This window comes from Rhizobiaceae bacterium (genome assembly GCA_023953845.1).
In the GTDB taxonomy this organism is placed as follows: Bacteria; Pseudomonadota; Alphaproteobacteria; order Rhizobiales; family Rhizobiaceae; genus Arvimicrobium.
The window spans coordinates 381723-394489 of sequence record JAMLJC010000002.1 but is presented as its reverse complement, the minus strand read 5'-3'; the positions used below and the strand labels follow the sequence as shown (position 1 = coordinate 394489).

Annotated in this window: 10 protein-coding genes and 1 other RNA gene; 3 read left to right on the top strand and 8 right to left on the bottom strand. The window is 65.5% G+C overall.

Translation table 11 applies throughout. The annotated features are described in order from the left end of the window. Nucleotides 1-3 precede the first annotated feature (3 nt). Together rsmH and mraZ are read right to left on the bottom strand one after the other, a co-directional pair. The gene (rsmH, locus tag M9955_23920) at nucleotides 4-1020 is read right to left on the bottom strand and encodes a 16S rRNA (cytosine(1402)-N(4))-methyltransferase RsmH (protein ID MCO5084693.1); all 1017 of its coding nucleotides are present in this window, start codon (nucleotides 1018-1020) and stop codon (nucleotides 4-6) included. Further along, entirely contained in the window at nucleotides 1017-1478 is a 462-nt protein-coding gene (gene mraZ, locus M9955_23915) for a division/cell wall cluster transcriptional repressor MraZ (protein ID MCO5084692.1), read from the bottom strand. Before mraZ ends, rsmH begins: the two co-directional genes overlap by 4 nt. Before the next feature lie 382 nt (nucleotides 1479-1860). Between mraZ and M9955_23910 the strand changes: the two genes are divergently transcribed. Beyond that, complete coding sequence (locus M9955_23910) at nucleotides 1861-2970, top strand: cystathionine gamma-lyase (GenBank protein ID MCO5084691.1); 1110 nt, start codon at nucleotides 1861-1863, stop codon at nucleotides 2968-2970. A 141-nt stretch (nucleotides 2971-3111) separates the two neighbouring features. Here the strand turns inward: M9955_23910 and rnpB are convergent. From rnpB to M9955_23885, 5 genes are all read right to left on the bottom strand, one after another. After that, nucleotides 3112-3524, bottom strand: an RNA gene (gene rnpB, locus M9955_23905) — RNase P RNA component class A. A 52-nt stretch (nucleotides 3525-3576) separates the two neighbouring features. After that, on the bottom strand, nucleotides 3577-5055 hold the full coding sequence (locus M9955_23900; GenBank protein MCO5084690.1) for an MFS transporter: 1479 nt from the start codon (nucleotides 5053-5055) through the stop codon (nucleotides 3577-3579). A 172-nt stretch (nucleotides 5056-5227) separates the two neighbouring features. Continuing rightward, a complete protein-coding gene (locus M9955_23895; protein MCO5084689.1) occupies nucleotides 5228-5863 on the bottom strand; it encodes a transglycosylase SLT domain-containing protein in 636 nt (211 codons plus the stop codon). Nucleotides 5864-6055: 192 nt separating this feature from the next. Then, nucleotides 6056-6817 (bottom strand): N-acetylmuramoyl-L-alanine amidase, encoded by a 762-nt coding sequence (locus tag M9955_23890; GenBank protein ID MCO5084688.1) that lies wholly within the window; start codon nucleotides 6815-6817, stop codon nucleotides 6056-6058. Next, on the bottom strand, nucleotides 6814-7530 hold the full coding sequence (locus M9955_23885; protein ID MCO5084687.1) for a DnaJ family molecular chaperone: 717 nt from the start codon (nucleotides 7528-7530) through the stop codon (nucleotides 6814-6816). Before M9955_23885 ends, M9955_23890 begins: the two co-directional genes overlap by 4 nt. A 119-nt stretch (nucleotides 7531-7649) precedes the next feature. On the opposite strand from M9955_23885, the gene M9955_23880 reads away from it, so the two are divergent. After that, on the top strand, nucleotides 7650-8540 hold the full coding sequence (locus tag M9955_23880; protein MCO5084686.1) for a DMT family transporter: 891 nt from the start codon (nucleotides 7650-7652) through the stop codon (nucleotides 8538-8540). Between the two features lie 58 nt (nucleotides 8541-8598). Here the strand turns inward: M9955_23880 and M9955_23875 are convergent, their stop codons facing one another. After that, entirely contained in the window at nucleotides 8599-8805 is a 207-nt protein-coding gene (locus tag M9955_23875) for a hypothetical protein (protein MCO5084685.1), read from the bottom strand. Nucleotides 8806-9048: 243 nt separating this feature from the next. Between M9955_23875 and M9955_23870 the strand changes: the two genes are divergently transcribed. Continuing rightward, the gene (locus M9955_23870; GenBank protein ID MCO5084684.1) at nucleotides 9049-12756 is read left to right on the top strand and encodes a hydantoinase B/oxoprolinase family protein; all 3708 of its coding nucleotides are present in this window, start codon (nucleotides 9049-9051) and stop codon (nucleotides 12754-12756) included. The last annotated feature ends 11 nt before the right edge of the window (nucleotides 12757-12767 follow it).

The following is a 12767-nucleotide window of genomic DNA, read 5'->3' as shown; positions in this document are numbered from 1 at the left end:
CTGCTACCTTTCTTCCGGACGCAGGATTTCGGGCAGCCTTGGCAGGCCGAAAATGGAGAGATCGGCCGCGCGGGCGGGCGCCGACGTGCGGACCGCCCCGCGCAGCTTGGCCGAGCGGGAGCGCGGATTGGCGGCGATTTCCGCCTCGGACGGCCCGACCGCGCCGCCGCGCTTCTCGAAGGTCGGCGCGATCGCCTTGACCTCGGGCAGGTAGCGCGAGCCGGCGGGGTTGGTCGCGCGATCGGCGATGAAGCGCTTGACGATGCGATCCTCGAGCGAATGAAAGGTGACGACGACAAGCCGGCCGCCGGGTTTCAGCACCCGCTCGGCGGCGAAGAGCGCCTTCGCCAGCTCGCCGAGTTCGTCGTTGACGAAGATGCGCAACGCCTGGAACACGCGCGTCGCGGGGTGGATCTTGTCCTTCGGATTGCGCCCGATATGCGTCTCGATGGCGTCCGCCAGTTCCAGCGTGCGGGTGAACGGTTTCGTCGCCCGGCGCTTCTCGATCATGCGCGCGATGCGCCCGGCATGGCGCTCTTCGCCCAGCAGGCCGAAAATGCGTGTCAGGTCTTCCGGCTTGAAGCGGTTCACGACATCGGCCGCGGAGAGGCCCGCCTGCGCCATGCGCATGTCGAGCGGGCCGTCGGTGCGGAAGGAAAAGCCGCGCTCCGCCTCGTCGAGCTGCATCGAGGAAACACCGATGTCGAGCACGACGCCGTCGACCCGTTCGGCAACCTCGTCCAGATGCGAAAAGGCGTTCTGCACGAGCCGCAGGCGACCGCCAGACTCTTTCACCAGCGCCGCCCCGGCCGCGATGGCGTCCGGATCGCGGTCGATCGCGATGACCGAAGCGCCCTTGGCGAGAATGGCTCTCGTGTAGCCGCCTGCGCCGAACGTTCCGTCGATGAAGAGTTCACCCGGCACAGGCGCCAGCGCCTCCAGCACTTCCTGCAGAAGAACCGGAATGTGGCGGGCCGGTCCGCCAGCGGCGAGATGGTCGTCGCCGTGGCCCGCCATCATTCCGTTCTTCCCGAAGCGGCTGAAGCGGCCTGTCGCCGCGCCAGCAGCCTCGCCCTCACCTCTGCGCCATAGGCGCGAAACCGCTCGGGCTCCCAGATCTGGAACACCTTGCCCTTGCCGACGAAGGCCACGTCCGTGGTGATGCCCGTATGCTCGCGGATGAAGTCCGTGACCGTGATCCGGCCGTCCTGGTCGAGCTTCAGGAAGGCTCCGTCGCCATAGTAGAAATAGGCCAGGTCGTCCGCTGTCTGCAGCAGCGGGTCCTCCTGCGCGATGCGCTGCTCGAAACCGTCGAGCAGGTCCGGACCGCCGACATCCAGCGCCGGGACGTCCAGCTGGCGTATCGCGTAGAGGTCCGAATAGCCACGTTTCTGCACGATCGCGCGAAAGGAAGCCGGCACCGATACCCGTCCCTTCGAGTCTATCCTGTTCACCGCACTCGACAGAAAACGATCCATGCGTCACAGCGGCGGCTCGCACCGCCCGACCCCGTTTCATACGCCCCGCCGCGCCGATCGGGCGCGACCCCCGAAAACACCCCTCGCCACAGCAAAAGCACCCCCGCTCGATGACCCGCTGGACCATCGATCTGGCGAACGCTTCACCCGCTACTGCAACAAGGGATTGATTGTGGTTATGGGGTAACATGGGACTGTATGGGCGTCAACGGGACATGCGGACACAAATCGCTTACAAATGGGTCTTGGGCACGGATTTCGCGCCTTGCCGGCATTTGTGATCCATTAAGACTAACGAAGCGTTAGGATTGACCCGCAGAGGCGCATTGCGCTCGCGCCGGCCGGGCCTTAGACGGGCGGAAACCGCAGAAAAGAGCCGGACATGAACGATCAGTCTAAACGCGCCGCCGAACTCGCGCATCTTCGCCGCAGGACGCTCGCCAAGGGCGATCCCGTGCCGCTGCCGCTGATTATGGCGGCGATGTACCATCTGCCGGGAGACCCGGCCGGCGCGCGGCAATATGGGCGCTTCAACAACGCCACATGGGAAGCGGTCGAGGAGATGCTCGGGCATCTCGAAAGCGCCGAGGCGGTCGCTTTCCCGTCGGGCATGGCGGCGATCTCGGCTGCCTTCTTCAGCCTGCTGAAGACCGGCGACCGCATCCTGCTGCCTGCCGACGGCTATTACACCACGCGCGTGCTCTCCGACCGTTTTCTCAAGTCGTTCGGCGTCGCCGCCGATCTGCGGCCGACCGCCAGCTTTGTGGACGGAGGGTTCGACGGCTATCGCCTCGTCTTCCTCGAAAGTCCGGCCAATCCGGGACTGGATCTCTGCGACATCGCGGCGGTCTCCGCCGCCGCCCATGCCGCCGGCGCGATCGTCGTCGCCGACAACACCACCATGACGCCCTATGGGCAGCGGCCGCTGGAGCTTGGCGCCGATATCGTCGTGTCGGCCGACACCAAGGCGCCGAACGGTCACTCCGACGTCCTGTTCGGCCATGTCGCAAGCCGCGATGGCTCCCTGCTTTCGGCCGTTCGCGACTGGCGCAAGCTTTCCGGCGCGATTCCCGGACCGTTCGAGGCCTGGCTGGTCCATCGCGGACTGGAAACCCTCGAAGTTCGCTTCGACCGCATGTGCCGGTCGGCCGAAACGATCGCCCCCCGCCTGCAGGCTCATCCGGCCACAAAAGCGTTGCGCTTCCCCGGGTTGCCGGACGACCCATCCCACAATCTTGCCCGCATGCAGATGGACCGTTTCGGCTTCCTCATCGGCCTGACGCTGGGCACGCAGTCGGCCGCCGAGCGCTTCATCGATGCCTGCGCGCTGATCCAGCCGGCGACCTCCTTCGGCGGGGTGCATACGTCGGCCGAGCGCCGGGCCCGGTGGGGCGATGCCGTCACGCCCGGCTTCGTCCGGCTTTCCATCGGATGCGAGCCGACGGAGGAGCTTTGGACGGCATTGAAGGACGCGCTGGATCAGGCGGGCTGATCGCAGCACACGTCGTCAGCCACTTCGCCCGACATCCGGATTCGGCGCGTCAGCGCATTGAATCGATCTGCGAGCGACCGGAATCGAAAACTGCGCATCTGCTCGCAAACGGCTCAAATCGCTCGGTTTCCGGGAGATTTGAGAGCCAGCTGGCCTGTAAGCCGGGTTCTGTATGGCCCCGCCCTCTCGCGACGGCGGAACGTGGCGGCCATTCATCTTGGGCGGCCGTTGCCGGACGCCTCACGCAACCTACCCGGACGGTGGGCTGAAAACCGCCCCCGAAGGTTTCCCTTCGCACCGTCCCTATTCGGTCTTGCTCCCGGTGGGGTTTACCGTGCCGCTCCCGTTGCCGGTCGCGCGGTGGGCTCTTACCCCACCCTTTCACCCTTACCCCGCCCGCCCTTTCGGGCAGGAATGGGGCGGTCTGCTTTCTGTGGCACTTTCCCTGGGGTCGCCCCCGCCGGCCATTAGCCGGCACCGTGTCTTCATGGAGCCCGGACTTTCCTCACGCGCCACCTTTCGGCATTGACGCGTGCGGCCGCCCGGCCAGCTGGCACCCGGCAGTTAGTCGCTGGATGAGCGCAATGCAACAGCAAAGCGCGCCGCCTATCCTTCCGCCGCCCGCGTTTTCTCGCTCCCGCGACCCCGCAGCGGCTTCTCCGGCATCAGGAAAAGAGCGCCGACACAGGCCGCCAGAATGGCGGCGCTTGCGAAGAAGATCGCGGCAAAGGCCGCGCCCGCCATCGCCGGCGCGACGACCACCTGAGCCGTCTCGCGGGCAAGCGGCAGGCCGTAGCCCAGAGCCACCGCGCCCAGCGCCGCGACCCCGAGCGCGCTGCCCAGCGAGCGGAGAAAGGCCAGCACGCCGGTCGCCACGCCGAGATGGGCATGGTCCACCGCATTCTGGACGGACACCGTGCCGACCGGGAACATGGTCCCCATGCCGATGCCGATGAGCGTCAGCAGCACGTTGACGACCAGCAGCGAGGCTTCGGAGGCGACAAGACCGAGCACGATCACGCAGAGCGTGCTGAGCACGAGGCCGAACGCGGCGATCCGCTTGTAATGGACGATGCGCGCCACCAGCCGCCCGCTCGTGGAAGCGCCGACGACCGTGCCGAGCAGGAATGGCAGCATCGCCGTGCCCGATTGCGCCGCCGTCAGCCCGAGCACGGATTGCAGGTAGATCGGCAGGTAGACGGTCAGGCCGACATTGGCGGCTGCAAGAAGGGCGATCGAGATCGTTCCCCACAGCACGATCGGATTGGCCAGCACCTCGAGCGACACCAGCGGCTCCGCCGCTCGCCGCAGACGCAGCGCGAAAAGGCCCCAAAGCAACGCAGAGCCGCCCACGAGACCGGCAATCGGGGCGGACAGCCAGGGATATTCGCTGCCGCCCCAGCTCAGCGCCAGAAGCAGCGTGGCGGTCGCCGCAAGCAGCAGCACCGCGCCCGGTATGTCGATGCTGTGGCGGCGGCCGACGATCGGCAGCTTCTTCAACGGTCCGTTCATGATGGCCGCGGCGGCGATGCCGAGCGGAATGTTGATCCAGAAGACGAGCGACCAGTGCAGATGCTCGGCGAAGACGCCGCCCAGCAGCGGACCGGCGATGCTGGCGACCGCCCATGTGCCGGAAATCCAGGCGGCGTAGCGGGCGCGCTCCTTCGGCGGCACGAGATCCCCGATCACCGTCTGCGCCAGCGTGAACAGCCCGCCGCCGCCAAGCCCCTGTATGGCGCGGCCGAGCACCAGCACGAGCATGCTCGGCGCCACCGCGCTCACCACCGAGCCGACGAGGAAGGCGAACATCGCCGCGTGGATGGTGACGCGACGTCCGTGAACGTCCGAAATCTTGCCGTAGAGGGGTGCAGCCGCAGTGGCGGTGAGCAGGTACGCGGTCACGATCCACGGCAGGTAATCGGCGTGGCCGAGCGCCGCGCCGATGGTTGGCAGGGCCGGCGCGACGATCGTCTGGTCGAGCGCGGCCAGCAGGATCGCCAGCAGAACGCCACCGATGATGACGTTCTTCTCGCGTTCCGTGAGTGCCGGCGCAGCGGCGTCCATATTTCGGGGAGGAGTGTCCATTCGCGCATCCCGTCCGCTGCCTGATGCAGGCCGCAGCGGAACTGGCATCTAATGGCAAATGGCCGCCGGTTGGGAAAGGCGTGTTTTCGTCATATCCACTTCCCATCGCCTCGCGAGCCGCGACGGAAGCGGCTCGCGAGGGACTTGCACGGCTGGCTGACCGCAGGATCGCTCAGGCGCCGGCCATCAGCCGCTTCACCTTGGCGCAATAGGCCGAGGACCGCTTGTTCATGCGCTTGGCGGCATGGCCGGCATTGTATTTCAGGACCGTGCCGCATGTGGTGCCGCCGCCAAGCTGATGCGCCATGGAAAGATACTTGATGCCGAACTTGATGTTCGTCTCGGGATTGAAGAGGCCCTTCACCGAACCCGTGTAGCCCATCATCCGTGCGGTCGCCGGCTTGATCTGCATCAGGCCCACCTCGCCCGCGCTGCCGCGTGCGTTGGGCCGGAAATTGCTCTCGACATGGATGACCGCATGGGCAAGCGACGCCGGCACGCCATAGGCCGTGGCATATTTCGCGATGATGTCGCCATATTGGCTGCCTGTGCTGGCGGCCGGGTTGCGTGGCTTCGCGATGGAAGCTGTCGTCGTCTTGTCCGTTTCCTGTTTGTCGCCGCAGCCGAAAAGGTAGGGACATTCTTCGCGCGTCACGCCGGCCGGCTTGCCGGGCTTGTTGGGGGCGAGCGCAGCGAGCTTCGCCTGGGAGACGCTTTTAGCGGGATTGGCGGGACGTTCGGCGGAATGCGCGGCAAAAGTCATCGCGGCGGCGGCAAGTGCCGCCGTCAAAACGGTCGGGATTTTCATTTGGCTCCGATTGTCTGCGGGGGCGGTCCGGGCTTGGGTTCCCGTCCGCCGGGCTTGAAATCAGGACCCGTGGGAGGTCGGGTCCGGCGCGAGGATCGGCGGATTGGCCCGCAAATGAGCGCCAAACGTGACTCTCCAAGTCACGTTACGTTTCACCGAGAGATATTTCGTCAGGACCAACGCCGGAGTTTATCAGGCCAGCGCGGGCAGCGCCTTGAGCAGGTGGTGCAGCGTCTCGACCGTCGAGCGGTCGGCCACGCCATCGACACGTTCAGGCCGAAAATGCCTTTGAAATGCGGCGACTACGGTTGCCGTCGCCGCGTCGAACACACCGCCGATCTCGACCCCGTAACCATAAAGCGCGAGCATGGATTGCAGCGCCTCGACCGGTTCGCCGCGATCCCCGCCCGTGAGAAAACGGCCGCCGCCGATGGGGCTAGGCGCGACGAAATGACCGATCCCGGCGGCAAAAAGCTTCCCCCACGGAAACAGCTCGCCGGGGTCGACCTTGCGCCCCGGAGCGACGTCGGAATGCGCCAGGACACGTTCCGGCGCCACATTGTGACGGCTGGCAATGCCCGCGCAGAGTTCAATGACCGCCTCGATCTGCGCATCGGGAAATTCGACATAGCCGAACGCGTGGCCCGGATTGACGATTTCGATGCCGACAGAACAGGAATTGATGTCCGCGACGCCCTTCCATGAGCTTTTGCCGGCATGCCACGCCCGGTCGCTCTCGCGCACCATCTGCACGATGCGACCGTCCTCATGGACGAGATAGTGGCAGGAAACTTCCGCAACCGGATTGCACAGCCACGCCTCGGCGGCCTCCCCGGTTTCCATGCCGGTGTAGTGCAGGATGATCATGTCGGGCCGGAAACCTTGCGCGCGCGGCCCGAAATTGGGCGACACCCTGACGTCGGCCCCCGTATGATCGGGCAGGAAGCCGCTCACAGCCTCAGCCCCCTCTCGATCAGCTCATAGGCCGCGTTGATGGCGGCGATGCGTGTCGTCGCGAGCGCAATGAATTCTTCCGGCACCCCACGCGCGATCAGACGGTCGGGATGGTTCTCGGACACCAGCTTCCGGTACTGCTTCTTGACCTCGTCCAGCGGCTGCCCCCGCTCGATGCCGAGCACGACATAGGGATCTGCGGCCCCGATGTTCACGTGTCGCGCCAGAATGCTCTGATAGTGATCTTCCTCGATCTCGAAGATTTCCGCGATGCGGTGCAGGAAGCGCCCTTCCCGCTCATGCAGCACGCCGTCGGCCTTGGCGATGTGGAAAAGGCCGTCGAGTATGTCCTCCAGCATCATGCAGTTGCGCGTGCCCGAGCCGCATAGCGCAGCCATTTGCGCCGCATAACTCTCGAAACCGGCAATGTCGGCCTGGGCCAGCGTATAGAGACGGGAAACATTCCGCGCCTCCTTCGGCGGCACGGCGAAAATCTGCTGGAAGGCTCGCACCTCGTCCTGCGTCACGACGCCGTCGGCCTTCGCCATCTTGGCGGAAAGCGCGATCATGGCGACGGAGAACGCCACTTTCCGGCGAAGTTCGGGATCGCCGGCAAACGCATTGCGCAACGCGGCGGCAACGTCGACGGCGCCGGCGGAAGCCGACGCCGACACGCGACGCGCAAATTCGCCAATTCGGGACCAAATGGACATGAATGCTGTCTTATGTGGTTTCGGGACGGGATTGAAGCCGCGCCGCGCGGTGCGCATGAGTTCGCTGGTCCAATGGATTGGCCGCGACGTGCTGCCGGTTCCGACGCTAACCCTTGCCGATGGACACTTCACCCGCTCCGCGCTTCTCGAGGGAGACGATCGGCCTGCTGCTCGGGCTGGTCGGCGTCGCCATCTTCGGCGGCACGCTTCCGGCAACGCGCGTCGCGGTCGAGGTGTTCAGCCCTTCATTCGTCGCCTGCGGCCGGGCCGCGCTTGCCTCGGTCGCGGCCGGATTCCTGTTGCTGCTCCTGCGCAAGCCGTTCCCACGGAAGGATGTCGTGGCCCTGTTCGCCGCGGGAGTGCTGCTCGTCTTCGGCTTTCCGATCTTTTCCTCGATCGCCATGCAAACCGTACCCGCGTCCCATGGCGGCGTGGTGCTGGGCATCCTGCCGCTTGCCACCAGCGTCTTCGCCGCGCTTTTCATGGGCGAACGGCCATCGCCTCTGTTCTGGATGTTCGGCGTTCTCGGCGCATTCCTGGTTGTGGCCTTCGCAATCGGGGACAACGGCATGGTCCTCACCGCGGGTGATCTGTGGCTGTTCGCCGCCGCCATCTCCGCCAGCCTCGGCTATGTCATATCCGGCAAGCTCTCGCAGCGAATGCCCGGATGGGAAGTGATATGCTGGTCGCTCGTGACGACGGCGCCGATTTCAGTTCCCGTCAGCATATTCATATTCGACCCGGTCTACTGGCACGCCTCCCCTGCCGAGACGGTCGCTTTCTTCTACCTCAGCTTCTTTTCCATGCTGCTCGGCTTTTTCGCCTGGAACATCGGACTTGGCATGGGCGGTATCGCGCGCGTCAGCCAGGTGCAATTGCTGCAATCCTTCTTCACGCTCGCCTTCTCTGCTTTGCTGCTCGGAGAAACGATCGGACCGCGCACTGCGATCTTCGCACTGCTTGTGGTAGGCGTGGTTGTGCTCGGACGCCGCGCACGCGTTTCGCGCTGATTCCGCAATAAAAACGGCCGGGCAAGCCCGGCCGCTGAATGGAGATCTTATATCCCCGTTACTGAGCCGGAGCTGCCGGAGCGGGTTCGAGCGGCTTCTCCGCAGGAGCAGGCTCGGTCGGCTGCACGGTCGGAGCTGCCGGATCGGTGACCGGCGGATTGGTGCTCTGCGTCGTGGTCGTGTCGGTGCCGGTCCCGCTGTCGCTGCACGCGGCGACACCGAAAAGGGCAGCGGCGGAAACAGCGGCCAGAATAAGCTTCTTCATGTCAGCTCTCCTTCTCAAAATGCGCCCGGCCGTTCCTTTACGGTCCGGACGGTCGGAGGAGAAATGCGCACGAATTCGTGAAGTCATTCACATCGGCTTACAGGGCGTAATGAAACGTCAGAAGAGCCCTGTCTCAGGCAGCCTCATCGTTCGAAACAGCATGCGCGATCCGGAGTCATTGACGATGCTCCGATCATTTGCTCTGCACGGATATGTAGAGTGCTTGCGCGAGAGGGAAACGCCATGAGTGGACGCTGGGATTTCTGGATCGATCGTGGCGGCACCTTCACCGATATTGTCGGCCGCGCGCCCGACGGCGGCCTGCATCCGCGCAAGCTGCTCTCGGAAAACCCGGAAGCCTACCGCGACGCCGCCATCCAGGGCATCCGCGACCTTCTCGGCCTCAAGACAGGCGATCCCATCCCCACCGGCCGCATCGGCGACATCAAGATGGGCACCACGGTCGCCACCAACGCGCTGCTGGAGCGCAAGGGTGACCGTGTCCTCCTCCTCATCACCAGGGGCTTCCGCGATGCTCTGCGCATCGCCTATCAGGCCCGGCCCGACATCTTCGCCAAGGAGATCATCCTCCCTGAGCAGCTCTACGAACGCGTCGTCGAGGTCGAGGAGCGCGTGCGCGCCGACGGTTGCGTGGAAAAGCTGCTCGACATCGCTTCGGTCAAGCCGGCGATCGAACAGGCCCGCGCCGACGGCATCGACGCCGTCGCCATCGTCTTCATGCACGCCTGGAAGTTTCCCGAACACGAGCAGGCGGTGGCGAAGGTCTGCCGCCGGATCGGCTTCGGCCAGGTCTCGGTCAGCCACGAGGTCTCACCGCTGGTGAAGCTGGTCGGCCGTGGCGACACCACCGTGGTCGACGCCTATCTCTCCCCGATCCTGAGCAGGTATGTGAGCCACGTGGCGGGTGAACTGGGAATCGAAACGGAACGGGCGAAGCCCGCAAGCGCGACCGCGCGGCGGCCGTCGTCGGCCGCCCCGGCGGAGGCCAGCGAGCGAAGCGAGCACGCGGCCGTGAGCCCAAGATTGATGTTCATGATGTCGTCGGGCGGCCTCACCGCCGCCGACATGTTCCAGGGCAAGGACGCATTGCTCTCCGGCCCGGCCGGCGGCGTGGTCGGCATGGTGGAGACGGCGAGGCTCGCCGGCTTCGACAAGGTGATCGGCTTTGACATGGGCGGCACCTCGACCGACGTCGCCCATTACGACGGCGAATATGAGCGCGCCTTCGACACGGAAGTGGCCGGCGTGCGCGTGCGCGCCCCGATGATGCGCATCCACACCGTCGCGGCGGGCGGCGGCTCGATCCTGCATTTCGAGGCCGGCCGTTTCCGCGCCGGACCGGATTCCGCCGGCGCCAATCCCGGTCCGGCCTGCTACCGGCGCGGCGGACCGCTGGCCGTCACCGACGCCAACGTCATGCTGGGCAAGCTGCAGCCGGACTTCTTTCCGAAAATCTTCGGGCCTGCCCAGGATCAGCCGCTCGACACTGAAATCGTGCGCGAGAAATTCGAGGCGCTTGCCGCCGAGATCGGCGACGGCCGGACGCCGGAAGCGGTGGCCGAGGGTTTCGTCACCATCGCCGTCGAGAACATGGCGAACGCCATCAAGAAGATTTCCGTCCAGCGCGGCTACGACGTCACCGAATATCTGCTCAACTGTTTTGGCGGCGCGGGCGGCCAGCATGCCTGCCTCGTCGCCGACGCGCTCGGCATGGAGGCGGTGCTCATCCACCCCTTCTCCGGCCTGCTCTCGGCCTACGGCATCGGCCTCGCATCCGTCTTCGCCTCCCGCCAGCAGGCACTGCTCCTGCCCCTCGCGGAGGATTCGCTGACGGCCATCGGCGAATTGATCGAAAGCCTTCGCGCCGCCGTGCTGTCCGAACTGGCCGCGCAGGGCGTGGAGGAAGCGACGGCCTCGACCAGACCCGTGCTGCACATCCGCTATGACGGCACGGACACCGCGCTGCCGGTCGACTTCACGGAGGGCTCCATCGGGCAGGCGCGGCAGGCTTTCGAAGCAGCCCACAAGGCCCAGTTCGGCTTCATCTACGACAACAAGCCGATGATCGTGGAAACGGTTGGCGTCGAAGGCGTCGACGTCAGCGAAAAAGGCCGCAGCGAAGTTGATTCGGAAACCGAGGACCGGGCGGCAAAGCCTTCCGAAACCAGACGAATCTTCACCGAAGGCGCACGGCATGAAAGCGGCATTTTCCGCCGGGAAACGCTGAAGCCGGGCCATCGCGTGGCCGGCCCCGCTCTCATCATCGAGAGCCACCAGACGATCGTCGTGGAGCCGGGCTGGCAGGCGACGATCACCGCCAAGGATCATGTTCTTCTGCGCCGCATCGAAAGAAAGACGCGCCGCGCCGCGCTTGGAACGGCAGCCGACCCGGTCATGCTGGAGGTGTTCAACAACCTCTTCATGTCGATCGCCGAGCAGATGGGCGTGACGCTCCAGAACACCGCCTATTCGGTGAACATCAAGGAACGGCTCGATTTCTCCTGCGCGGTCTTCGACAGCGACGGCGCGCTGGTCGCCAACGCCCCCCACATGCCGGTGCATCTCGGCTCCATGGACCGCTCCGTCGAGACGATCATCCGGCTGAACGAAGGCGACATCCATCCGGGCGACGTTTTCGCACTGAACGCGCCGTACAATGGCGGCACGCACCTGCCGGACATCACCGTGGTGACGCCGGTCTTCAGCGACGACAGAGGCAACATCCTCTTCTGGGTGGCCTCGCGCGGCCATCACGCCGATGTCGGCGGCACGGCTCCCGGCTCCATGACGCCGCTGGCGACGACGGTGGACGAGGAAGGCGTGCTTTTCGACAATTTCCGCATCGTCGAGCGCGGCCGCTTCCGCGAGAAGGAACTGCACGAACTCCTGACCGACCATCCCTACCCCGCCCGCAACCCGCACCAGAACATCGCTGACCTCAAGGCGCAGATCGCCGCCAACGAGAAGGGCGTTGCCGAGTTGCGCAAGATGGTCGCCCATTTCGGCCTCGGCGTCGTCAACGCCTATATGGGCCACGTTCAGGACAATGCGGCCGAAAGCGTCCGGCGCGTGCTGGAGCGGCTGCCAGACGTCTCGGAATACGAATACCCGACGGACACCGGCCAGATCATCAAGGTGAAGATCACCGTCGACCGCAAGAAACGCGAAGCGACCGTCGACTTCACCGGAACCTCGCCGGTGATGAAGAACAATTTCAACGCGCCGGAACCGGTGGCGCGCGCCGCCGTGCTCTACGCCTTCCGCGTCATGGTCGAGGATAACATCCCGATGAATGCCGCCTGCCTCAGGCCGGTCAACATCGTCATACCGGATGGCTGCATGCTGCGCCCCGCCTACCCGGCAGCGGTCGTCGCCGGCAATGTCGAGACGTCGCAGCACGTCACCAACGCCCTGTTCGGCGCCATGGGCGCGCTCGCCAACAGCCAGGGCACGATGAACAACCTGACCTACGGCAACGAAACCTACCAGTACTACGAGACGATCTGCTCCGGCTCGCCTGCCGGCCGGGTGAACTCTGGCCGCGGCTTCAATGGCACGTCGGGCGTGCACGTCCACATGACCAATTCCCGCCTCACAGATCCCGAAATCCTCGAACTGCGCTTTCCGGTCCTGCTGGAGGATTTCCATATCCGCGAGGGTTCGGGCGGCAAGGGCAGATGGCGTGCCGGCGACGGCACGAAACGCACCGTCCGTTTTCTGGAACGCATGGAATGCGCCATCCTGTCGTCGCACCGTAATCGCCCGCCGCAAGGCCTTGACGGCGGCGGTGACGGCGAGGCCGGTTCGACGAAAGTGCGCCGCAGCGACGGCGCCGTCGAAACCCTGAGAGCCTGCGACCAGACCGTGCTGGAGGCCGGCGAGGCCGTCATCGTCACGACGCCGACGGCGGGCGGTTTCGGCAGCGAATAGACGGGAGCGTC

Excerpts from the sequence above, each read along its gene's own strand:
- rsmH (MCO5084693.1), bottom strand. The coding sequence starts at position 1,020 with ATGATGGCGGGCCACGGCGACGACCATCTCGCCGCTGGCGGACCGGCC.
- mraZ (MCO5084692.1), bottom strand. The coding sequence starts at position 1,478 with ATGGATCGTTTTCTGTCGAGTGCGGTGAACAGGATAGACTCGAAGGGA.
- M9955_23910 (MCO5084691.1), top strand. The coding sequence starts at position 1,861 with ATGAACGATCAGTCTAAACGCGCCGCCGAACTCGCGCATCTTCGCCGC.
- M9955_23900 (MCO5084690.1), bottom strand. The coding sequence starts at position 5,055 with ATGGACACTCCTCCCCGAAATATGGACGCCGCTGCGCCGGCACTCACG.
- M9955_23895 (MCO5084689.1), bottom strand. The coding sequence starts at position 5,863 with ATGAAAATCCCGACCGTTTTGACGGCGGCACTTGCCGCCGCCGCGATG.
- M9955_23885 (MCO5084687.1), bottom strand. The coding sequence starts at position 7,530 with ATGTCCATTTGGTCCCGAATTGGCGAATTTGCGCGTCGCGTGTCGGCG.
- M9955_23880 (MCO5084686.1), top strand. The coding sequence starts at position 7,650 with ATGGACACTTCACCCGCTCCGCGCTTCTCGAGGGAGACGATCGGCCTG.
- M9955_23875 (MCO5084685.1), bottom strand. The coding sequence starts at position 8,805 with ATGAAGAAGCTTATTCTGGCCGCTGTTTCCGCCGCTGCCCTTTTCGGT.
- M9955_23870 (MCO5084684.1), top strand. The coding sequence starts at position 9,049 with ATGAGTGGACGCTGGGATTTCTGGATCGATCGTGGCGGCACCTTCACC.